23 protein-coding genes and 1 pseudogene are annotated in these 21,270 nt (G+C 45.1%); 2 read left to right on the top strand and 22 right to left on the bottom strand.

Annotated elements, in window-relative coordinates:
- Positions 1–64: 64 nt before the first annotated feature.
- From hemW to AB6D80_RS16020, 7 genes are all read right to left on the bottom strand, one after another.
- Positions 65–1,252, bottom strand: coding sequence for a radical SAM family heme chaperone HemW (gene hemW, locus AB6D80_RS15990; RefSeq protein WP_372189027.1), 1,188 nt, complete (start codon positions 1,250–1,252; stop codon positions 65–67).
- Positions 1,252–1,851, bottom strand: coding sequence for an XTP/dITP diphosphatase (locus AB6D80_RS15995; protein WP_017080776.1), 600 nt, complete (start codon positions 1,849–1,851; stop codon positions 1,252–1,254). The genes hemW and AB6D80_RS15995 overlap by 1 nt, the downstream gene beginning before the upstream one ends.
- A 48-nt stretch (positions 1,852–1,899) precedes the next feature.
- Positions 1,900–2,331, bottom strand: a complete 432-nt coding sequence (locus tag AB6D80_RS16000; protein WP_017101446.1) for a DUF4426 domain-containing protein — start codon at positions 2,329–2,331, stop codon at positions 1,900–1,902.
- Between the two features lie 28 nt (positions 2,332–2,359).
- Positions 2,360–2,650, bottom strand: coding sequence for a DUF167 family protein YggU (gene yggU, locus AB6D80_RS16005; protein WP_372189030.1), 291 nt, complete (start codon positions 2,648–2,650; stop codon positions 2,360–2,362).
- 29 nt (positions 2,651–2,679) lie between these two features.
- The gene (locus AB6D80_RS16010) at positions 2,680–3,237 is read right to left on the bottom strand and encodes a YggT family protein (protein ID WP_012604836.1); all 558 of its coding nucleotides are present in this window, start codon (positions 3,235–3,237) and stop codon (positions 2,680–2,682) included.
- A 76-nt stretch (positions 3,238–3,313) separates the two neighbouring features.
- Positions 3,314–4,132 (bottom strand): pyrroline-5-carboxylate reductase, encoded by an 819-nt coding sequence (gene proC, locus AB6D80_RS16015; protein WP_372189032.1) that lies wholly within the window; start codon positions 4,130–4,132, stop codon positions 3,314–3,316.
- A 69-nt stretch (positions 4,133–4,201) separates the two neighbouring features.
- Positions 4,202–4,918 (bottom strand): YggS family pyridoxal phosphate-dependent enzyme, encoded by a 717-nt coding sequence (locus tag AB6D80_RS16020; protein ID WP_012604834.1) that lies wholly within the window; start codon positions 4,916–4,918, stop codon positions 4,202–4,204.
- Positions 4,919–4,944: 26 nt separating this feature from the next.
- Here AB6D80_RS16020 and AB6D80_RS16025 point away from each other — a divergent pair, with 26 nt between their 5' ends.
- Both AB6D80_RS16025 and AB6D80_RS16030 read left to right on the top strand, forming a co-directional pair.
- A complete protein-coding gene (locus tag AB6D80_RS16025; RefSeq protein ID WP_012604833.1) occupies positions 4,945–5,982 on the top strand; it encodes a type IV pilus twitching motility protein PilT in 1,038 nt (345 codons plus the stop codon).
- Between the two features lie 14 nt (positions 5,983–5,996).
- Positions 5,997–7,106, top strand: coding sequence for a PilT/PilU family type 4a pilus ATPase (locus AB6D80_RS16030; protein ID WP_029222974.1), 1,110 nt, complete (start codon positions 5,997–5,999; stop codon positions 7,104–7,106).
- A gap of 81 nt (positions 7,107–7,187) precedes the next feature.
- Here the strand turns inward: AB6D80_RS16030 and ruvX are convergent, their stop codons facing one another.
- The 15 genes and pseudogenes from ruvX to cobI form a co-directional block, all read right to left on the bottom strand.
- Positions 7,188–7,610 (bottom strand): Holliday junction resolvase RuvX, encoded by a 423-nt coding sequence (gene ruvX / locus AB6D80_RS16035; RefSeq protein WP_004735480.1) that lies wholly within the window; start codon positions 7,608–7,610, stop codon positions 7,188–7,190.
- Between the two features lie 60 nt (positions 7,611–7,670).
- Positions 7,671–8,234, bottom strand: a complete 564-nt coding sequence (locus AB6D80_RS16040; RefSeq protein ID WP_065679492.1) for a YqgE/AlgH family protein — start codon at positions 8,232–8,234, stop codon at positions 7,671–7,673.
- A 116-nt stretch (positions 8,235–8,350) separates the two neighbouring features.
- Positions 8,351–9,301, bottom strand: coding sequence for a glutathione synthase (gene gshB / locus AB6D80_RS16045; protein ID WP_017629553.1), 951 nt, complete (start codon positions 9,299–9,301; stop codon positions 8,351–8,353).
- Between the two features lie 9 nt (positions 9,302–9,310).
- Positions 9,311–10,042, bottom strand: coding sequence for a 16S rRNA (uracil(1498)-N(3))-methyltransferase (rsmE, locus tag AB6D80_RS16050; RefSeq protein ID WP_017091302.1), 732 nt, complete (start codon positions 10,040–10,042; stop codon positions 9,311–9,313).
- Positions 10,043–10,201: 159 nt separating this feature from the next.
- Positions 10,202–10,933 (bottom strand): annotated as a pseudogene (locus AB6D80_RS16055) (endonuclease).
- A 97-nt stretch (positions 10,934–11,030) separates the two neighbouring features.
- A complete protein-coding gene (locus AB6D80_RS16060; protein ID WP_372189035.1) occupies positions 11,031–11,531 on the bottom strand; it encodes a SprT family zinc-dependent metalloprotease in 501 nt (166 codons plus the stop codon).
- Positions 11,532–11,609: 78 nt separating this feature from the next.
- Entirely contained in the window at positions 11,610–12,407 is a 798-nt protein-coding gene (locus AB6D80_RS16065; RefSeq protein ID WP_009847692.1) for a DUF2189 domain-containing protein, read from the bottom strand.
- A gap of 240 nt (positions 12,408–12,647) precedes the next feature.
- Entirely contained in the window at positions 12,648–13,952 is a 1,305-nt protein-coding gene (locus AB6D80_RS16070; protein WP_372189036.1) for a cobyrinate a,c-diamide synthase, read from the bottom strand.
- 2 nt (positions 13,953–13,954) lie between these two features.
- Positions 13,955–15,025, bottom strand: a complete 1,071-nt coding sequence (locus tag AB6D80_RS16075) for a threonine-phosphate decarboxylase (RefSeq protein WP_372108132.1) — start codon at positions 15,023–15,025, stop codon at positions 13,955–13,957.
- 38 nt (positions 15,026–15,063) lie between these two features.
- On the bottom strand, positions 15,064–16,026 hold the full coding sequence (cbiB, locus tag AB6D80_RS16080) for an adenosylcobinamide-phosphate synthase CbiB (protein ID WP_372189038.1): 963 nt from the start codon (positions 16,024–16,026) through the stop codon (positions 15,064–15,066).
- Between the two features lie 79 nt (positions 16,027–16,105).
- The gene (gene cobM / locus AB6D80_RS16085; protein WP_009847688.1) at positions 16,106–16,918 is read right to left on the bottom strand and encodes a precorrin-4 C(11)-methyltransferase; all 813 of its coding nucleotides are present in this window, start codon (positions 16,916–16,918) and stop codon (positions 16,106–16,108) included.
- Position 16,919: 1 nt separating this feature from the next.
- Positions 16,920–17,759, bottom strand: a complete 840-nt coding sequence (gene cobJ / locus AB6D80_RS16090; RefSeq protein ID WP_372189040.1) for a precorrin-3B C(17)-methyltransferase — start codon at positions 17,757–17,759, stop codon at positions 16,920–16,922.
- A 2-nt stretch (positions 17,760–17,761) separates the two neighbouring features.
- Entirely contained in the window at positions 17,762–18,604 is an 843-nt protein-coding gene (locus tag AB6D80_RS16095) for a sirohydrochlorin cobaltochelatase (RefSeq protein WP_017103287.1), read from the bottom strand.
- A 177-nt stretch (positions 18,605–18,781) separates the two neighbouring features.
- Positions 18,782–20,386, bottom strand: a complete 1,605-nt coding sequence (locus AB6D80_RS16100) for a cobalamin biosynthesis protein (protein ID WP_372189042.1) — start codon at positions 20,384–20,386, stop codon at positions 18,782–18,784.
- On the bottom strand, positions 20,386–21,216 hold the full coding sequence (cobI, locus tag AB6D80_RS16105) for a precorrin-2 C(20)-methyltransferase (protein ID WP_269337048.1): 831 nt from the start codon (positions 21,214–21,216) through the stop codon (positions 20,386–20,388). The genes AB6D80_RS16100 and cobI overlap by 1 nt, the downstream gene beginning before the upstream one ends.
- Between the last annotated feature and the right edge of the window lie 54 nt (positions 21,217–21,270).

Genomic DNA, 21,270 nt, shown 5'->3' on the forward strand with positions numbered 1-21,270 from the left:
ATCTCGAATCTCGAATCTCGAATCTCGAATCTCGAATCTCGAATCTCGAATCTCGAATCTCGCTCTATTCGTCTTCTTCAGCCATAAAGGCTTCAAGCAGATCATTCAGGAACAGCTTTCCTTTTTCAGTGATCTGCCAATGGCTGTCGGTTTCATTAAGATAACCGAGCTCTTTGGCCCACTCTATCGTTGGCTGAATTGAATCAAACTCTAACCCAGTCGTATCAATGAAGTCTTGTTTTGGACACGCTTCCATTAGCCTGAAGCGGTTCATGAAGAACTCGAAAGGGCGGTCCTCATTAGGTACTTCAAGTTCATCCGACAGATAGGGCTTCACCAGATTCTGATACGCGGCTAGGTAGCCTCTAGGGTGTTTAACCTTAGTGGTGCGAACAATACGTCCATTTGCAAAGCTCAGCTTGCCATGAGAGCCACAGCCAATACCTAGGTAGTCACCAAAGCGCCAGTAGTTGAGATTATGCTGACACTGATATCCCGGCTTGCTGTAGCCTGAAATTTCGTACTGTACATAACCTGCGTCTGCGAGCTTCTTATGGCCTAAGTCGAAAATATCCCAAAGGTCATCATCGTCAGGCAGCTTTGGCGTTTTGTAATAGAACATGGTGTTAGGTTCTATTGTTAGCTGATACCAAGATAAATGCGGAGGATTAAGCTCGATCGCTCTGTCCAAATCAGCCAAGGCCTGATCAATGCTTTGATCGGGTAAGCCGTGCATTAGATCTAGGTTGAAGCTATTTAGTCCGATTTTATGCGCTAAATGAGCTGCGTTAACCGCTTCGTCTTGACCGTGAATACGCCCAAGCCTTTCCAGTTTCTCTTGCTCAAAACTTTGTACACCAACTGAGATACGACTAATACCTGCTTTTTGGTAACCAGCAAAACGCTCAGCTTCGATAGTTCCCGGATTAGCTTCCATGGTGATTTCTATTTCAGGTTTGAACGGGATGCGTTGTTCAATGCCTTGCAGCAATCGACCTATTCCTTCTGGAGAAAATAGACTCGGCGTGCCGCCACCAATAAAGATCGAATGCAATGGGCGAGGTGCGCCATTAAGTTGGTATTTTTCGATATCGGTATCGAGATCCTCAAGCAGAGCATCGATGTACTCTTTTTCAGGAATCTCGGCTTTTAGAGCGTGAGAGTTAAAATCACAATACGGACACTTTTGTACACACCATGGAATGTGGACATAAAGGCTGAGTGCGGGTGGTATTAGCGCTGCATTGTGCATTACAGAGCTTGCTCCTTGAGAGTCTTGAATAATGACGCGAGGGCTTTACCACGGTGTGACAGTTGCTTCTTACGTGACGATTCAAGTTCTGCTGAGGCGCAGTTATCTTCTGGTACAAAGAATACAGGATCGTAGCCAAAGCCATTCTCACCGTGTTCTTCAGTCAGAATGCGACCTTCCCATTTACCGTGACAAACTAATGGAGTTGGATCGTTTTCGTGACGCATTAGCACCAATACACAATGAAAACGAGCGGTACGCTTTTCAACATCGACACCTTGCATAGCATCTAACAGCTTTTCGATGTTTTGCTTATCAGTAGCCCCTTCACCTGAGTAACGCGCTGAGTAGATACCGGGTGCACCATTAAGGTAATCAACTTCTAAGCCAGAATCGTCAGCAATGGCTGGTAGCCCCGTCTCTTTCGCAGCGTGGCGAGCTTTGATGATGGCATTTTCAATGAAAGTCGTTCCTGTTTCTGCGACTTCTGAAACGTTAAATTCACTTTGCGCGACAACGTCGAAACCAAACTCAGACAGAATATCTGCCATCTCGCGAACTTTGCCTTGGTTGCCTGTTGCTAAAACAATCTTACTCATGGGGATGTGGCTCTAATAAGTTAATGACTAGAAATGTGAGCTTTGAAGCTACTCTTCTATATAGAATTTTTGTGTGAAACGCAGTGGACCTGTGCCTTTCAAACCGGCGTTAACATCGATATTAAAAGTGATGTTCTCTTCGTGAGTGATAGGGAACTCAGCAAGGTAATAAATTGCATCACCTTCCTTTATTTCACGGAAGTTAAGCGTGCGAGTGTTACCTACTAGGTTTCGAGCTGTTCCCGTAATTTTAGCCGTTGTTGCAGGCTTGCCTAGAGAAGCGTTGTCTAGCACGCTGATGTTTAGAATCGCTGAGTATCCGTTTCGTTTCAGCTTATATTGCTTAGCGACCTGCGCAGTTAAAAACGTGGAATTGAAAGCCGAATAATGAACCTCGACATCCTTGATACTTTTAAACTGTCCTGCCGAACTTGGTAAGGCAACAAGAGCGGTGAGTAGTGCTGTTATCCATAAACGCATAATGACTCCAATAAATAGCAAAAAGCCATCATAGGATGGCTTTGACTTCAGTTGGGATTTGGCTTGGCGAGCATATTCGAACTTGCTTGTGCCTACCTAGCTCTCCCTTTTCTATCGTAATTTGCCCTTTAGCGACCTTAAATTGTTTCGCAAGGTATTTCGCTAAGTGAGCATTGGCTTTGCCATCAACCGGTGGTGCAGTAATGGCAATTTTGAGTTCCTCGCCGTGTAAGCCGACAATTTTGTCTCGGCTTGCCTTGGGTTGGATATAGAGCCTAAGAATAATATCGTCTTCCTCGGCCCAAACCGCTTTTGGCATCGTCAAAGTACCTGAGGTTCGTACTTAAATTATAGCTGATACCAAATAGGGCCAATTAGGTCACCCATTAAGAAGTTCGCGAATTGCAGAACAATAAACAGTACCAGTACGCTTAAATCAAAACCGCCCATTGCAGGAAGAATACGACGAATTGGAGCCAGCATTGGTTCAGTCAGTTGATGGAACACGTATTCAATTGGGCTACGGCCTTGGCTAACCCAGCTCAGGATTGCACGGATTAGCAGAACCCAGAAAATTAACCCACCAGCCGCTTTGAGCAGAGATAGTGCGCCAAAGATCAGGAAGCTGATATCAAATACAGCCGCACCGCCAGAGATAATCAAGTTTAGAGCGACGAACTTAAGTACACACAGCACATAAGCGAAAACAACAGTCGCAAGGTCAAGGCTGCCTATTGATGGAATCACTCGGCGTAGTGGGGCAACAACCGGTTGTGTCGCTTTTACGATAAATTGTGAGAATGGGTTGTAGAAATCTGCACGTGATGCTTGTAGCCAGATACGCAAGATCACAACCATGATGTAAAGATCAAAAACGGTCGAGATCAGAAAGCTCATCGAGTTCATATTGTTTCCTTTTTCGGATTTACTTGCCGCTTAGATATAACCCGAGCGACAAAATGCTTTTTTACTGTAATTAGTATTAAAACAGTTTTTCCATCTCTTCAGCTCGAGCAACCGCCGCTTGCATGGCTTTTGCTACGATATCTGAAAGTTGATGGTCGTTAAACGTGCGCAGTGCTTCTGCGGTTGTGCCGCCTTTTGAAGTCACTTGTTCACGCAGTGTAGATAATTCTGTGTCTGGATTTGCAACCACCATCTCTGCCGCACCTAATGCCGACTGCTGCACTAATTTACGAGCGGTTTCCTGGTCGAAGCCTTGGTTGATTGCTTCGGCTTGCATCGCTTCCATAAATAGGAAGAAGTAAGCCGGAGCACTGCCCGCCGCCGCAATGATGTTATTAATCCCAGACTCTTGCTCAACCCAGCTAACTTCACCTACAGCTTGCATCAGCTGAGAAGCAAAGTCTTTATCATTTTTGCTGACTGTTGAATCGGCATAAAGACCGCTCATCCCTTTACCAAGCAGCGATGGCGTGTTTGGCATCACACGAACAAGGTTCAGCTGGCAGTTTAACATCTCATTGAGTCGATTCGCATTAATACCCGCTGCAATTGAGATAACCAGTTTGTTGCTGAAATCGATATCTTGTAAGGGTTTACATACATCAGCCATCATTTGTGGCTTCACCGATAGCACAATAACGTCTGCTTGCTCTGCTGCGGCAATATTATCGCTGGTGGTATTGATGCTGTACTCTTGCTCTAGCGGCAGCCTTCTGGTGTCTGAAGGCGCTGTTGCAGTAATTTTTTGCGCTGGGTAACCACTTGCGACTAAGCCCGCTACAATTGAGCGAACCATGTTTCCCGCCCCAATAAAGGCGATGTTCTTATGTTCCATATATAAAATCCTGAGCGTGTCGCTGCGCGGTTCAAGCGAAGCTGTATCAATATTTGTACTTGTCGTTGGTTACTTACTACGGTTATTCGCGTAATCACGAGCACCAAAGATGGCCGTTCCAATACGAACCATTGTGCTACCAGCCTCAACTGCTGCATCCATATCACCACTCATACCCATTGAAAGGGTATCGATGTCTGGATACTTTGCTGCGAGCTTTTGTTGAAGCTCTGCCAGTTGAGAAAATGCCTTAAGCTGAGATTGATAGTCAGATACGTTTGCGGGAATCGACATCAATCCTCTTAAAGTGAGGTTGGGGAGCGACGAAATCAACTCTGCGAGCGCAAAAACTGTCTCTTCTGACGTTCCTGATTTCGAATCTTCACCACTAGTGTTCACTTGAATGAGCACTTGTAGAGGTGGAAGCTCGTTTGGTCGCTGATCATGAAGCCTTTGTGCGATCTTATCGCGATCAACGGAATGCACCCATTGGAAGCTTTCCGCAATAGGGCGAGTTTTATTAGATTGGATTGGGCCAATAAAATGCCATTCTAAATTTAGGTTAGAATGTTGTTCTGAAAAGTGTTTTACTTTATCGACACCTTCTTGAACATAGTTTTCACCAAAGGCAACTTGACCTCCGAGTGCGGCTTCTAGAATCGCATCAATAGGTTTAGTTTTACTGACGGCTAAAAGTTGCACGGAGTCTGGAGCTCGTCCGCACTTTTGTTCAGCACTACGAATCTGTGAGGTGATTTGTTCGATATTTTGTTGAATACTACTCATAGCTGACTTTACTTAAGGGAAAATAAATGGATATCACTGAGTTACTAGATTTTAGTGTAAAGCATAACGCGTCAGATCTACATCTTTCTGCGGGTGTATCTCCAATGGTACGTATAGATGGTGAAGTAAGGAAGCTTGGAATCCCAGCTTTGAGTCATGCTGATGTGCATCGTTTAGTTTTTGAGATCATGGACGACTCACAGCGCGGTGAGTTTGAGGAAAAATTGGAAGTCGACTTCTCTTTTGAATTACCCAATGTTGGCCGATTCCGTGTTAATGCTTTTAACCAAGCCCGTGGGTGCGCAGCGGTCTTTCGAACCATCCCTGTAGAAATCCCAACGTTAGAGCAGTTGGGCGCACCTGATATTTTTGAAAAAATTGCCAATTATGAAAAAGGTTTAGTGCTGGTGACTGGCCCTACGGGTTCTGGTAAATCGACAACTTTGGCGGCGATGGTTGATTATGTAAACCGTAATCACAACAAACACATTTTGACCATTGAAGACCCAATTGAATTCGTTCACACCAACAATAAATGCCTAGTCAATCAGCGTGAAGTTCACCGTGATACTCACAGCTTTAAAGCTGCGCTGCGCAGTGCGTTACGTGAAGACCCGGACGTAATTCTTGTAGGTGAGCTTCGTGACCAAGAGACGATCAGCTTAGCGTTAACGGCCGCAGAAACTGGTCACCTAGTTTTTGGTACTTTGCATACTAGTTCTGCAGCAAAAACCGTAGACCGTATTATCGATGTATTCCCGGGTAGCGACAAAGATATGGTTCGTTCGATGCTGTCTGAATCGTTACGTTCGGTGATTGCCCAGAAACTATTAAAGCGTGTCGGTGGTGGTCGTGTCGCTTGTCATGAAATCATGATGGCAACACCTGCAATCAGAAACTTGATTCGTGAAGATAAAGTCGCGCAGATGTACTCGATTATTCAAACGGGCGCGGCACATGGTATGCAGACCATGGAGCAAAACGCGAAACAACTGATGGCACAAGGCTTGGTTGACTCGGAAGAGGTCGAGAAAAAGATCGAAATTGAAACCTCAATGTTTTAATCAAGGTGAACAAAATGGAATTGAATCAAATTCTTGAAGGGATGCTCTCTCAAAAGGCGTCGGATCTTTATATCACTGTCGATGCGCCAATCCTTTTTCGTGTGGATGGTGAATTACGCCCCCAAGGAGAGAAGCTGAATGCGGCTCAGGTTGCTCAATTACTTGATGCGATGATGGATCAAGATCGACGAGATGAATACAAGCAAACGCGTGAGGCTAATTTTGCTATCGTGCGTAATTTTGGTCGTTTTCGTGTCAGTGCGTTCTTTCAGCGAGAGCTGCCAGGAGCGGTAATTCGTCGCATCGAGACTAACATCCCAACCTTTGAGCAATTAAAGCTTCCTGACGTACTACAAGACCTTTCAATCGCTAAGCGCGGGCTTGTGCTGGTGGTTGGTGCGACTGGCTCTGGTAAATCGACCTCGATGGCTGCGATGACAGGCTATCGCAATACCAATCGTTCAGGTCATATCTTGACGGTTGAAGACCCGATTGAATTCGTACACGAACATAAAAAGTGCATCGTGACTCAACGGGAGGTTGGACTCGACACCGAAAGCTATGAAGTCGCGCTTAAAAACTCGTTACGCCAAGCCCCTGATATGATTTTGATTGGCGAAATCCGTAGTCGTGAAACCATGGAATACGCGATGACCTTTGCTGAAACGGGTCACTTGTGTATGGCAACCCTGCATGCCAATAACGCTAACCAGGCGCTAGAGCGTATTCTTCACTTGGTGCCGAAAGAGCAGAAAGAACAGTTCCTGTTTGATCTGTCGATGAATCTGCGTGGTGTGGTCGCTCAGCAGTTAATACGCGATAAAAATGGCAATGGTCGTCATGGTGTCTTCGAAATTCTGCTGAATAGCCCTCGTATATCTGACTTGATTCGTCGTGGTGAGTTGCATGAGTTAAAAGCGACCATGGCCAAATCGAAAGAGATTGGTATGCAGACTTTTGACCAAGCTTTGTATGATTTAGTGGTTGCGGACAAGATTAGCGAGGATGATGCATTCCATAGTGCAGATTCTGCCAATGACTTGCGTTTAATGCTCAAGACCAAACGTGGCGATGATGACTACGGAACTGGTGCGTTGGCTGGCGTTAAGATTGATATGGGGTAGAAGCTATAGGCTCTAAAGAAGAACGCCTGAGATTAAAAACTCAGGCGTTTGCAGATGCGTATTCAATTGTCATTATTTTCGTTAAGAATATTGTGCTTCAAACCAGCTTTCTAGAATGACGACGGCAGACTGGTTATCGACGTTACCTTTACTTAGCGCTTTATAGCCGCCCATTTCAAAAAGGTCGGCCCTTGCCTCTGTCGTAGAAAGTCTTTCATCATGCAGTTCAACATCCACACCAAAGCGTCCTTTAAGACGGTTAGCGAATTTCTTCGCTCTGGGTGTAATAGCTGCTAGATCTTTACCATGAAGGTCGGTCGGAAGGCCAACCACGATAAGATTTGGCTGCCATTCCTTAATTTGCTTCTCGATATCGTCCCAGTTAGGGATGCCATCTTTGGCTTTAAAAGCTTTTAGAGGGCTTGCGGTGCCTGTGATTTCTTGTCCTATCGCACTGCCGATACTTTTTGTACCGTAGTCAAATGCCATAATTGTTCGTGACATGGGGTTTCCAAATTTATCTGTGTTTGAGAGTGTTTATTTATTTTATGGAGCTAATTTGAGCTAGGCGTGTCCAGCGTCTGCTGAAAGCTGAGCCGCGTTAATACCTAACATTTGCACGGCAACTTTCCAGCGATCCGAAATTGGCGTGTCGAAGATAACCTTTGGATCGGCCTCAACGGTTAGCCATGAGTTTTCAGTCAGCTCGATTTCCAGTTGTCCTGGTTCCCATCCTGCATAACCAAGCGCGACCAGATAATGCATAGGTTCATCTTCTGTACCTAAGACCATCAGAATATCTTTCGAGGTTGTTACTGAGATTTGATCCGTCATGTTGATGCTGGATTGATAACTGCCTTTGGGTTTATGCAAAATAAACCCACGATCTTCTGCAACTGGCCCGCCATTAAGTACTGGCTTATCAAGGCTTGCTTGGTTGGATTTCGGCTGTTCAGAGTCAACCTCAACTTGCTTGAGCATGCTGCCGACAGTGACATCGATAGGAGCGTTGATCATCAAACCCATCGCACCTTCGTCATTGTGCTCACAAAGATAGATCACCGAATTTTGAAAGTATGGGTCTTTCATTCCGGGCATAGCGACCAGAAAGTGGTTCGTTAAATTCATAGAGCCTCCTGCCAGTGTGTTCCCAGTAAAGGAAAAAGAGCGGCGTAAAGCCGCTCATTGTTCTTTGCCTAGATATTTTTGTGTTTTCGAATAGCTAAGGCTTTCTTTAGTTTAGGCTATTTAGCGTTAACACGACGCTCGATTGCATCCATTAATTTGCCCGTTACCGAAATATCGAAAGCAGCTTCAATTTCACGGATACAAGTAGGGCTTGTCACGTTGATTTCAGTCAGTTTGTCACCGATAACATCAAGTCCTACAAAGATTAAACCTTTCTCTTTTAATGCCGGTGCAACTGCTCTTGCGATAGCCCAGTCTGTTTCACTCAGCGGGCGAGCTTCACCTGTACCGCCAGCAGCAAGGTTACCTCGAGTTTCCCCTTTCGCAGGAATACGCGCTAGGCAGTAAGGCATTGGTTCACCGTCAACCACAAGAATACGCTTATCACCATTGCTGATGTCAGGAACAAAGGTTTGTGCCATTGCGTAGTTTTGACCGTGGTTGGTCAGTGTTTCAATAATCACGGATACGTTTGGATCGCCTTCCTTCACGCGGAAGATCGATGCACCACCCATACCATCAAGTGGTTTTAGGATCACGTCACCATGCTTCTCACGAAACTCTTTAATCTTTTCAGCTTTACGAGTCACGATGGTAGTGGGTGTTAGCTCTGGAAACCAAGCCGTGAACAACTTTTCGTTACAGTCACGTAGGCTTTGTGGCTTGTTTACGATCAGTGCGCCGTTCTCTTCAGCACGCTCAAGAATGTAGGTCGCGTAAATGTACTCAGTATCAAACGGAGGATCTTTACGCATTAGTACCGCATCTAAATCGGATAGCGCGATAGTCTGTTCTGATTTGAACTCGTACCAACCGTTTGGATCTTCTTTTAGTTCAACAACCTTAGTGTCAGCAATGGCTACGCCTTGATCTAAATGTAGATCATCCATTTCCATGTAATGGATTTCGTAACCACGACGCTGAGCTTCAAGCATCATGGCAAAGCTAGAGTCTTTTTTGATGTTAATGGATGAAATTGGATCCATTACGATGCCAAGTTTGATCATTTTTTTCTCCTAGCCTAGATCGCCAAAACGGACTTGTAAGGCAGTAATTGCGGTTAGAGCTGCTGTCTCGGTACGAAGTACACGTGGGCCAAGTAGCGTCTCTTCAAATTTGTATTGTTCTGTCATACCGATTTCTTCAGCTGACAATCCACCTTCAGGACCGATCAATAGGCGCACCTTACTGATCGGCTCTGGAAGGGTATTGATTGAGTATTTTGCACGAGGATGCAGGTTTAGTTTTAACGCTTCGCTCGGTTCGCTGCACCACTCTTCAAGTTGCATGATTGGGCGAATAACTGGAACCGTATTACGGCCAGATTGTTCACATGCTGCGATAGCAATCTTTTGCCACTGTGCGAGCTTTTTCTCGAAGCGTTTAGTATCAAGCTTAACGCCACAGCGCTCTGAAATAAGAGGGGTAATGGTGTTCACACCAAGCTCAACCGATTTCTGAATCGTGAATTCCATTTTGTCGCCACGTGAAATCACTTGGCCTAAATGTAAGTCTAACGGAGATTCGCTGCTGCGCTCGATACGTTCAGTAACATTAACTGTGACGTTCTTTTTTGATACTTCAGCAATTGTCGCAGGGAATTCAGCGCCACTGCCATCAAATAGAAGAACATCTTGACCTTCTTTCATACGAAGGACTCGACCAACATGACCCGCGGCATCTTCGTCTAAAGCGAGTGAACCTAACTGATGAATGCGTTCTGGGTGATGGATGCGAGGGATTCTCATGCTGGTAAACCTATAAATATGTTCATTTGGGTATTTTGTCTCTGCCTAACATGGATGCTTTTAGTTGAAAAAACAAGGGTAGCGCAAGAGTTTCAGGGGCAATTCTGAAACTCTTGTTTGAGATGGAGGCAATTGGAGATGTTGGTTGCCTGAGTCGTGTTATTTACAAGCAGGAAAAACAAACGGGTTGTGATTACCTTGGATCGCATAGATTCGCTCATCACGCGTACATTCCCACTTATCGACAGGGAATTGCTTGTTCCACGCCATCATCAGGTTAGTCTGCTACTTAGAGAGCTTGAAGCCATACTCTTGACTCATGTAAAGATAAGTTCGCGCGATAGAGCCTTTTGCTCGGTCTGGCGGCATCACTTTGCGCTGCTTGAAGTTGACCTGCATTTCACATTGACCATAGCTAACGCCATCCATTCCATTCCACTGGCTGAAGTTGTAATTAGAGCGATCACCGTTAACCTCGCCAATTGCCGGAGTCAGGTTGTGAAGATCGGCTTCCATCGATTTGAATATTTTGTCATTGCGAGTACAGTTTTTACGTCCGCCATCTTGCCAGCACTGACGCTGGTGGCCAAATTGCCAAGCTGGAACTACGTGTTCCCACTCAATACGGGAAGCGCGTTTTTGCTGTTTTCTGACTTGATAACCACAGCCGTCGAGGTCGGGGATACCTTTCTTTTTGTCTTTCCAAGTGATGTCACAACCACAATAAAATGAAGTCGGGTGATCGAGATAAATCTTCACGGCTTCTTTTTTGGCTTTGGAGAACGAACTTGGTGGAGCGGCGAAAACGCTTTGGGTTACCAGTAGGCCAAATACTATTGATAGGTAAAAGGACACCGATAGGCCAAATACTTTTGGAGAGGTTTTTTGCATAGAAAAAGACTGATGAAAGTATGATAAACAACAGTCTAGCACTCAAATGTTAGTTCACTCTATTACATTTATTCGCGTTATCTTATGAGCTCAAGACTTAGCTCAATTGAAGGCCGGTAAAAGCTAAGGTTTGTTGGCATTGCTGGCAACGATAAGTTGATTGATTGCGGATGACTTTGTTGTGTCGTCTTATCGACAAGGGGTAAGTGGTGCAATCACAGCGGTACTCAAAGGTTTTTCCCTGCACTGAGGTGATTTCCAAGCTGTGGGTGGTTCTGGCTGGTACATTGAATACCTTTTCCATTACGTATTTCCACTCATTTCCGTGAGGCCTAACTCGTCCGAAGACCTGATATGTGATCAGATGTGCGAATTCATGAGGCACGACTTCGTTAATAAAGGCGTCTTCATTTTCGCTGAATAGCACTTGGTTGAGTTTTATCTCGTTTAACTGGAGGTAGGTTTTTCCCGCAGCCTTTCCTCTTAACTTGTAAGTGACGGCTGGGCATGGAAATTCACGAGAAAAATGTTGATTAGCAATAGCTAGGCATTCGCCCAGTTTTTTATTTACTCGATGCTGTTGCGGGGTGTAAGACAAGCGTTGTTAACTCCAAAAAAAGCCTCAGCGTTTAAGCTAAGGCCTCATCATAACATTGCTCATCGATCGTGAAACGATTTAAACGTGATGTTTCTTTTTGATGACTTCGTGGTAAGCATGCCATGTTCCGTAACCAAGTAATGGCATCGTTACAATCATACCCACACCGTAGGTCGCGAAGCCGACTAAGATACCAGTACCAATGATACCCGCCCAAACGACCATCGCAGGGATGTTTGATTTAACAGCGTTGAAGCTAGTAAAAATCGCACTCATTACATCTACACGTCTTTCCATCATTAGTGGAATTGAAAATGCTGAGATACTAAATATCAGGCTAGCGATAACAAAACCAATCACAGACCCTGTAATTAAGAAGGGAGCAAATTCGGTCAATGGTGCCCCTTGCACTGAAGGGTAAAGTGCGTGCAATAATGCAGCGATACGCATCCAGAATATCATCGCAACCATTAATACAATCGCAAACGCCCATTGGTGGGTTGAGTTGCGTGTGATGGCTTTCATCGAGTGCAGTAGGCTAGCGTTGTGCCCCTTTTCTCTTTCCCAGGCTGCGTCATATAAGCCTAGGGCAAGAAACGGCCCTATTAGCATGTACACAATCAAGCTTGGCATAACGACTAAATGTGTTCCTTGCCATTGGACAAGTTGAACAATGGCGATGGCCGCACCCATAAAGCACAAACCGTAAAATGCGCTGATTAATGGCATTCTCACTAAGTCGTGCAGAGCAAGCGACAACCAATGAAAGGGCGCTGAAATGCTCACCTGATTACATGGTATTGTACGAGCGTATTCTGAGTCTTTGATTTCTTTTTGTTTATCGTCGAAGTCTTGTGTATTCAATGTACGAGGCATAGATCCTCCTTGATCGGTTTTCTACCTGCGCTGCAGTTAAATTGCAGCGAACGAAACTCGATGCCCGACTTGGCGACGTCTTTGATGTAAGCGCGCATCAGCTAAATAGTTCACGAAACAAAGTCTGATCTTGACTTGTTCATTAACATTATTTTAACTATTGACCGTGAAGCGGCAAATATCAACTTTTGACAAACGGTTCTTAGTGAAAGCGTTCAAGGTGCGTTTTTTCAGCCATGCTTAATTAAGCGCTCCTTTAAATATTTTCACTACTAAATCAGGGTTATACGGGAAGTACCAATGTGCATAAGAAGCTATGGTGCTTTGTTTTATCCAAACAGGATCGGTTGGCCTACCATATTGAGATTCAGGTTGAGTTAGCACGGTTTCTTTACTGTCTGTTTTTGAATAATGGAAAGTATGCCCACGCAGCATTTGACCATTGAAATTAGCTTCTAGGATCCCCAGCGCGGCTAGCTTTTTCTGCATAGTCGCTTTGGCATTTAACGCGCCAACCATGTTTTCTGTTTGGCTTTCTGTATCAGTCAATGCTTTGTTGAGGTATAACATGCCCCCACATTCGGCTAGGCAAGGTTTTCCTTGTTCAATGTGTGTGATGATTTGCTGCTTTAACGCATGATTGAGCGCTAGCTTATCCATATGTAATTCAGGATAACCTCCTGGTAAATACAAAGCGTCACACACTGGTAAATCATCATGTGCAAGCGGTGAGAAAAATGACAGTTTTGCCCCCAACTCGATCAACAAATCAAGGTTAGCCTGATACAAGAAAGCAAAGCTATTATCACGAGCTACTGCAATTGTATGGCCAGTTAATGATTCATGTCTGGCTGGTAGTGCTTGCTTTGGCTTTTCAAATGCTTGTGCTGTTGGTAATGGGATCTCACCATGTTTTAGTAGTAGCTTGGCTGCGTGATTAAGTCGCTCTTCTATGTCATCTAACTCTTGTGCTTGTACTAAACCTAAGTGGCGTTCTGGCAGCGACAAATCCATGTCTTTTGGTAACCAACCACAAAACTCGGTTTCAGGTTTTAGGCTTTCTTTTAGCATTTCAGCGTGGCGTTCAGAACCTACGCGGTTTGCAACTACACCAAATACATCCACGTCATCACGGAATGTCGATAAGCCATTTACAATGGCTCCAAAGGTTTGTGCCATTGCGCCAGCATCTACCACGGCCAACATCGGAAGGTTAAATTTAGCGGCAATATCAGCACTTGAGCATTTGCCATCAAACATACCCATTACGCCTTCAATTAGAATCACATCCGCTTCTAGGGCTGCTTGATAAATTAAGTGTTGGCATTCCGCTTCACCACACATCCACAAATCCAATTGATAAGTGGGCGTGTCTGATGCAATAGATAGAAATTGTGGATCAATAAAATCAGGCCCAGTTTTGAATACTCGAACTTTCTTTCCTTGTTGAACCAAAGCTCTTGCAAGAGCAGCGACCACGGTTGTTTTTCCGCTTCCAGAAGAAGGTGCGCCTACCACTAGGGCAGAACAGTAAGCTGTAGACATAATTATTCCTTGAGTTGTTCGAGTGCGCGAGTGAGCGCTTGCCATTGTGATTCGTTGGCGGGTAACCCGAAACGAAGTGCATCGTTTTCATCACAATGACGAGTAAAAACCCCTAACTTGGCGAGCTGATGGTGCCATGATGCCGAATCTGAGATTTCAACTCGGTGAAAGAGTATCTGTGATGTTATTTTTACCGAGCCCGCCATTTGACCAAAATGTTGTTGTAAGAGTTGGTTCATACGCTGAGCCTCTTCATGTAGGCGTTGGCGGTTTTCTTTTTGCCAGTGAGAATTGAGCAAGGCATGTGTGGTGACATAGCGAGTTGGGCCACTGAGTGTCCAAGGTCCAAGGTGTTGTTTAAGAATATTTAAACGCAATGGCGAGGCAAAACAAAAGCCTGCGCGAATCCCTGCCAGTCCAAAAAATTTACCCACTGAGCGCAATACAATCAGGTTATCTGGAACTCCTGTTGGGAAACTTGGTAACACTGAAAGCTCAGAAGTACAGTCTACAAACGCTTCATCAATCACGAGCGTTGAATGATCTTGGATATGATCTAGCCAAGTCAGCACTTCACTTGGTGGCACATTCAGTGCAGTTGGATTATTGGGATTAATCACTACGACCACGTCTGCCGTTTTGAGCTGTTCGATTGTCGGTTTATGTCGGTAAAAGTCGAATATGACGGCTTGTATGCTTTGTTTTGCGTACTGCTGCCACGCATGTTGATGTTCTTTGTAACCCGTATGAGGTAATAGGATGTGCGTCAGTGTTGGCTGTGTCTTTGCAATCATATGAGGTAGCGATTGAATGGCTGCCTGACTGCCAGCTACGGGTAACAAGGCATCACTTTGATAGTAGGTTTGCGCTGCTGTGATTAAGCCATCATCGTCTTCTGGTAGCCGATTCCATACCGATGCAGGTATTTCAGGTATAGGGTAGTGGTGCGGGCTCACTCCAGTTGAAAGGTCGACCCATTGTTCGATTGGCCTTTGATAGTGCAATGAAAACTCGATTAACTTACCACCGTGATGCGGAAGTTCGTTTGAGGTTGAGTGTTGTTTAATCGTCATTAGCGTACTTAAAGTAAAGAGTTAAAATAGACATGAAATCAAAACAAACAAAGAGTTAAAAGAGAAAGCAATAGCATTACGATGACCCAAAGCACACTGGTTTTTTGAACCAAAGATATGGCTCGTGGAATATCTTCTAAAGTCGCAATATTACCTTTCCCCATCGGACGCTTTTTCACAAGTTTTCCGTGGTAATAAGTATCGCCACCTATAATAATTTGTAGTGCGCCGGCACCTGATGTCATTACGGGGCCACCGTTTGGACTCGAGCAATGTTTAGCTTGTTCTTTCCAGCATTTCAGAGCCAACTTAGTGTTGCCTAAAAGGCTGTAGCTAAGTGCGGTTAAGCGCGCAGGTGCCCAGCCCATCACATCATCGACTTTTGCTGCCACATAGCCAAATTCTAGCCAGCGTTCATTTTTGTAGCCCCACATCGCATCAAGTGTGTTCACTAATCGGAACAGTAATGCCCCTGGAGCCCCAAGCAGTGCAAACCAAAATAGAGTGCCGAAGATCGCATCGTTACCATTCTCTAATACCGACTCAATCGTCGATGACGTGATCTGGCGTTGATCCATGGCTTCAGTATTACGGCTAACGATCCAACCGACTTTCTCTCGCGCTAAATCAAGATCACCTTGGCTCAGTGGCTGGTGGATCCACTGGGCGTGCTCAAGCAGGCTACGTTGACCTATCGCGATATACAGAACCACGATATTAAATAGCCAAACGCCTAATGTGTTCCCCATGCTTAGTAGCGTATGTTGTAGCCAAAAGCTGAGTAAGCACAATGGAACAGTCGCAGTTATCCACGCGATCAAACCTGAGAGTTTAGTGGCTCGGTTTAACAGCTTCTCGATTTTCTGAACCGCATTGCCAAAACCGATCAAAGGGTGAAATCGTTTAGGCTCACCCAATAAGTGATCAAGCACCAAAGCGGCGATCATCATTAGCGAGATCGCTAAACTTGAATAACCAAAATTTAAATCAAAAAAGATCATTATGTCTGCCAAATAATGCTGCTGACTGGATAGTGAAAATGAATAAACGCACAAACCAGTCAACAGCTAATGAGCGAGGTTAGTCTGCGCTCTTATCGTCTTCCAATGTTCCAGTTTCAGCTACACCCTCTTCAACGACACGTGCTTTTCGGCAAGCGTGTGAGAAGGTCGGATCGTAGAGTTTAGAGTCAACAAAATCATTGTCGCCTAGCACTTTACTGACGATGATCATCGCGGTGGAGCGAATCCCTTCATCATGCATAACTTGGGCGATCGTACCCAATGTAGCACGAAATATTCGCTGTTCAGGGTGACTGGCTTTTTCAACGACAGCCACTGGCCAATCTTGCGGGTAAACATCTGATAATTCACGAACCACTTTACGAATTAATGTTGCGCTAAGAAATAAACACAGTGTTGCTTCGTGAGAGGCAAGGGCGCGTAGATTCTCTTTTTCAGGAACAGGCGTTCGACCTGATGCTCGGCTAAGAATAATGGTCTGGCACTTTTCAGGTAGCGTCAGTTCTTGGCCAAGAGCTGCGGCACTCGCTTGGAAAGAGGAGACGCCCGGAACCACTTTCCAATCAATGCCAAGTTCGTTCAAGCGACGTGTTTGTTCTGCAAGCGACGAGTAAATTGAAAGATCGCCAGTTTGAACGCGTGCAACGTTTTGACCTTTTTCGTGTGCGGTTAGGTACACATTGGTTAGATCATCAAGATCCATGTCAGCGGAGTTATAGACCAGTGCATCAGGGTGAGCGCGATCGATGACGGCTTTTGGCACTAAACTGCCTGCGTAAACAATCACAGGGCACTCTTCAACTAAGCGTGCGCCTTTCACTGTGATTAAATCTGGGTCACCCGGCCCTGCGCCGATAAAAAATACCGTCATACTAGTTTGCCTCTTCCGTCACTGATTCTGGTTTAGGTTCAACTTTTAATGAATGGCCACGTTTTTGACCTTCTAGTACCTTGCCGTCTTTCAGTTGATATTTATTGGTGTAGCCACGCGGTGTTACGATCCAATCACCAAATCGGTAGCTGTTGCTGTTACCTATCACGACCGCGGCGTTCATACCAAATTCCACTTTGGTAAATTCAGCCAGTGTTGTCAGTGTGACTTTTTGCTCATCACGATACGCAGCATTCACGATAGCAACGGGAGTATTTGGGTCACGATGTTCCAAAAGGATTTCACGTGCAGTTTCAATGTGCTGAGTTCTCTTTTTAGAGCGAGGGTTGTAGAAGGTAATCGCAAAATCAGCCATTGCCGCGGCTTCAATCCGCTTGGTAATCACTTCCCAAGGCGTTAATAAGTCAGACAGAGAAATGGTACAACTATCGTGACCAAGAGGTGCACCAACTAAAGAAGCACAGGCGTTAGCCGCGGTGATGCCCGGAATAATATCCAGTTCAACTTGTGCGTTTAATTCTGCGCTTTGCTCCAATAATTCAAGCACTAAAGGCGCCATCGCGTACATGCCAGAATCCCCAGAACATACCAATACGACTTCTCGACCTTTTGCTGCTTCTTCTACTGCGGCTTGAGCGCGGTCCCATTCGCGAGTCATACCACTTTGAATGACTCCTTGAGTGTCGATTAGTGTGCTGATTGATTCTACATACGGCTTGTAGCCTGCAACGACATCTGCATTCTTTACCGCTTGTTGCGCTGCGGGTGTGACTAGGTCTATTGCGCCAGGCCCTAAGCCTACCAGTGTTAGTTTTGCCATGATTATTTCTCTTCCTCTGGTGCACCTAAACGAATTAAGCCTTCTTTAATTTGCTTATCGATAATCTGTAACAGTTCTGGCATATCGAGCATGCAGAACTTGTCACCTTGGATTGGCTCTGCCACTTGAACGTCAGCGTCTTCTGCCAGCATCTCTTTAATTTCTTTAAGATCGTTGATGAAGTGGTTACCCGATACAAGCAGTAGTGGAACTAGATTAAGAAGCGGTCGGCCTTGGCCTGTATATTGCTCTTTAATGCGGCGAACCATTTCATTTTTCACTAACTTAAATGGCCATGCGCCTTCGAGCGAGCAAGTGAAGTTGCGTTGCGATAATTTGCCGAGTAGATCATCACAGTAATGGATCGATTGGTGACCTGGGTTATCTAGCATAGGCGCACCGTGGTGAACGAACACGTTGAAATGATCTTGTGGAGCAAAACGATCATGGAGAGCCGAAAGCAAATTGGTCGTTAATTGGCTGTGATGCATGATCGCTGGTGTTTGTTCAATGCGCGCCAATGAGAATTGCTTGAAGCCATCAACTATTGATGTCATGTAGCGATGTTCATCGGTAGGGAATAGGTACACTGAAACAATCAAAATGCGTTCGTAACCTTGAGTGTCTAGATCGGCGAGTACCTGAGGTAGGCTGAAACATGGCGTGTCTTTACGAGCCAGCTTCTTGATCACCATCTTTGAGCTGGTGGCGATACGCACTGGCACATCTGGGTAACTTTGACGTACGCGCTCTGCTAGAGTTTCATAACGTTGTTGTTCTACAACGCTACCAAAGCAGCTCAGTACAATGGCTGTGCCTTGGTTATAATGACGAAGTCGTTTCATAATTGTCGCTGTCCTTATCAAATCTATATCACAAGATAAACGGGTTATCTCATGTTGGTAATGAGGTTAAAGTGAGCTTTGAAATATCATGTTCATAGCTTGCAAAGTATTTGGCCTACTATGTTCCTAAAGCTCAGTGATACCTAAAGTTCTGTGCTTCTTAAAACTAAGCGGTTCCTAAAGCTCAGTGGTGCCGTCTGCATTTTCAATTGGTGCGATAAACTTAGGATCTAAATAAGCTTTTAATGATTTCCGCTCGACTAGATTTGTGAACAAATCTTTCCAGTCTTGCTCGGTAAATTCTTCGATACCTCGAATCCAAAGCCCGTTGTTAACAGGTGTTTCATGTTCTAGTAAACGTTCGTAAATCACCATTGCAGCGCGGTTTCTGCAGGTGCCCGCACAGTGTGTACGGCTTATCTTGATACGCTGTTCACCGTCGGAAAAATTGAGCGCTTTAAGTACCTGTCTAAGATCGTGTGCAAGGTTTTTACTGCCTTCTTTCGCGCAGCGGCCACCTTCACATAGCAATACGTGATGGCGGTGGTAGAGCATCGGGCGGTTTAAATCGACATGCTTAGGCTTACACTGAAAACCATCTACCACTTCATTACCGTGAAGGTTGATTTTGACGTTTTCATCTAGCCAGTTTTTCCACTTCTTCTTGGCGAGGGGTTCATCGTATTCGATGCGAGTACAAGACAAAGTCATGTTGAAACCGTCTTGTTTGAACTTCCACTTAGGTACCAATAGTTGATCTCGCTTAGCGTGCTTTAGCGCGGCCGCTTCAGAAACCGATGATACCCCCGTAATTTTTTTTACGTATTCTGATGGGTTTTCAATCCCTTCAACGCCGTCGAGTTGCTCGGCTGAATAAGTGTGGAAAGGAATTTGGCTTTCAGACGAGAGTTCTAAAATACCTTTTTCATCCGCTTTTAAAGCGATACTGGCGAAAGCTGAAACACTGGCTTTTGCTAGGTTATATTCAGTCAGGAAAACATTGATACCTGCTTTCAATACATGCAAAGGAGTATTGCGGTCACAGCCTATTCCAAGCACAAGCGATTTTGGTCGCCACAGTACGGTTTTATTTTTAAAGTCGGCGTAACCTTTTGGTTGTGCTTCATCTGAAATCAGAACTAAACCATCCCAATCATCAGTACTGATTTGAGAAAGGTCTGTATCGCTTAGTGCTGGGTGGGTAATGATGTGTCTTGGCATGGAACGTTTGTTCTGCCACCAGTTCTGTTCGCCAGCGTGCTGCACTATTAGAATGCGTTTTTCATTTACAACTGCTGCGCTGGTGGCGGTGATCGCGGGTTCGCATTGTGGATCAAGTGTCCAACCAAATGGCGATCCGAGCATATCAACCGACAAACTGCCGGCAGCGTCAGAAGCGGTGGTGATTACAGGAGTCGCGTTGAGTGCTTGTGAGACTTGTAACGCGATCCCATTTGCGCCACCGCGATGTCCAGATAACATAGGGATCACGAATTGGCCGTGATCGTCAATGCAGATCACGCCGGGGTCGGTGCGTTTGTCTTCTAGCAAAGGGCCGATCATTCGGCTGACAATGCCCGCAGCAAAAAAGCAGATATGGTGATCATATTGCTTAAATTGAGGAGGAAGAAAACCAGAAAGCGGCAGGGTTAACTCATCGGCTTCTGGGTATTCTTCTTGTCCAACTGGTGCAATAAAGACATCAGCAAACGGAAACGTTTTAGCTAAGCGTTTGGCTTGCCTTGCTCCGTGTAGCGTGATGGCATAAATGGCGATTTTCATTACGCTTTACCGCCAATAGTTTTATCGATGCCATCTTTACCACTATCAGCTTTACCACCATCAAGAACGGCACATTTCTTTGATTCATTAGTACCACGTAGTACGCCACGACGAGCGCGAACAGAAAGCTGAACCATAGAGAAGTAGCGGTTTTCATTCGGTACATCACGTAGGTCAGAGTAAAGCTCTTGTTTCTCTGTGGTGGCATGCGACACGTAGGTTGCACAATCCAACATGTCCATCGACTCAAGTTGAGTGATCAGCTTAGGGATAACGCGACCTGCTTTGATTAACATGATGGTGTCAAAATCTTCGACTAGCCTTTCTAAACACTCGATACCCCATGTCGCAGGTACAACACAAAAACGCTCCTGACCGTCAGCAAGTGGAATTTTTGTTTGTGATGGAATAGCGGTAACTGAAGTGATACCCGGAATGATCACCGGATCAAGTTCAGGAAGTAGCTCTGTCAGTTCTTCTTGGATGTATGCCCATGTGCTGTAAACCGATGGATCACCTTCGGTTGCAAATGCCACGTCTTTACCTTGCTTTAATAGTTCAACAATTGTGACGGCGGCTTTACGCCATGCAGGAACGTTGATGTTTGGGTCACGCGTCATTGGGAAATGCAAAAATAGGTATTCGCCTTTCATGCTTTCAGGGCTAACAGAACCCGCGGCAATTTGTTGAGCAAAAGAGTGGTTACTGCCCGCGTCCTTTTCTGGAAACGCGACAATGTCGACGGTGCTGAGTAGTCGGTGAGCTTTAAGTGTTAATAATTCTGGGTCTCCAGTGCCGACACCAATTGCGTACATAGTTCCTAATTTCATCTGTGCTTTCTCTAATTATGTTTTTATTTAATATGTTGAGTGGCGCTTAATTAA

The sequence above is a fragment of the Vibrio sp. 10N.247.310.17 genome (genome assembly GCF_041466605.1).
Lineage (GTDB): Bacteria > Pseudomonadota > Gammaproteobacteria > Enterobacterales > Vibrionaceae > Vibrio > Vibrio tasmaniensis_A.

Bases quoted from the DNA above. Each gene is read 5' to 3' on its own strand.
- hemW (WP_372189027.1), bottom strand. From the start codon at position 1,252: ATGCACAATGCAGCGCTAATACCACCCGCACTCAGCCTTTATGTCCAC.
- AB6D80_RS15995 (WP_017080776.1), bottom strand. From the start codon at position 1,851: ATGAGTAAGATTGTTTTAGCAACAGGCAACCAAGGCAAAGTTCGCGAG.
- AB6D80_RS16000 (WP_017101446.1), bottom strand. From the start codon at position 2,331: ATGCGTTTATGGATAACAGCACTACTCACCGCTCTTGTTGCCTTACCA.
- yggU (WP_372189030.1), bottom strand. From the start codon at position 2,650: ATGCCAAAAGCGGTTTGGGCCGAGGAAGACGATATTATTCTTAGGCTC.
- AB6D80_RS16010 (WP_012604836.1), bottom strand. From the start codon at position 3,237: ATGAACTCGATGAGCTTTCTGATCTCGACCGTTTTTGATCTTTACATC.
- proC (WP_372189032.1), bottom strand. From the start codon at position 4,132: ATGGAACATAAGAACATCGCCTTTATTGGGGCGGGAAACATGGTTCGC.
- AB6D80_RS16020 (WP_012604834.1), bottom strand. From the start codon at position 4,918: ATGAGTAGTATTCAACAAAATATCGAACAAATCACCTCACAGATTCGT.
- AB6D80_RS16025 (WP_012604833.1), top strand. From the start codon at position 4,945: ATGGATATCACTGAGTTACTAGATTTTAGTGTAAAGCATAACGCGTCA.
- AB6D80_RS16030 (WP_029222974.1), top strand. From the start codon at position 5,997: ATGGAATTGAATCAAATTCTTGAAGGGATGCTCTCTCAAAAGGCGTCG.
- ruvX (WP_004735480.1), bottom strand. From the start codon at position 7,610: ATGTCACGAACAATTATGGCATTTGACTACGGTACAAAAAGTATCGGC.
- AB6D80_RS16040 (WP_065679492.1), bottom strand. From the start codon at position 8,234: ATGAATTTAACGAACCACTTTCTGGTCGCTATGCCCGGAATGAAAGAC.
- gshB (WP_017629553.1), bottom strand. From the start codon at position 9,301: ATGATCAAACTTGGCATCGTAATGGATCCAATTTCATCCATTAACATC.
- rsmE (WP_017091302.1), bottom strand. From the start codon at position 10,042: ATGAGAATCCCTCGCATCCATCACCCAGAACGCATTCATCAGTTAGGT.
- AB6D80_RS16065 (WP_009847692.1), bottom strand. From the start codon at position 12,407: ATGCCTCGTACATTGAATACACAAGACTTCGACGATAAACAAAAAGAA.
- AB6D80_RS16070 (WP_372189036.1), bottom strand. From the start codon at position 13,952: ATGTCTACAGCTTACTGTTCTGCCCTAGTGGTAGGCGCACCTTCTTCT.
- AB6D80_RS16075 (WP_372108132.1), bottom strand. From the start codon at position 15,025: ATGACGATTAAACAACACTCAACCTCAAACGAACTTCCGCATCACGGT.
- cbiB (WP_372189038.1), bottom strand. From the start codon at position 16,026: ATGATCTTTTTTGATTTAAATTTTGGTTATTCAAGTTTAGCGATCTCG.
- cobM (WP_009847688.1), bottom strand. From the start codon at position 16,918: ATGACGGTATTTTTTATCGGCGCAGGGCCGGGTGACCCAGATTTAATC.
- cobJ (WP_372189040.1), bottom strand. From the start codon at position 17,759: ATGGCAAAACTAACACTGGTAGGCTTAGGGCCTGGCGCAATAGACCTA.
- AB6D80_RS16095 (WP_017103287.1), bottom strand. From the start codon at position 18,604: ATGAAACGACTTCGTCATTATAACCAAGGCACAGCCATTGTACTGAGC.
- AB6D80_RS16100 (WP_372189042.1), bottom strand. From the start codon at position 20,386: ATGAAAATCGCCATTTATGCCATCACGCTACACGGAGCAAGGCAAGCC.
- cobI (WP_269337048.1), bottom strand. From the start codon at position 21,216: ATGAAATTAGGAACTATGTACGCAATTGGTGTCGGCACTGGAGACCCA.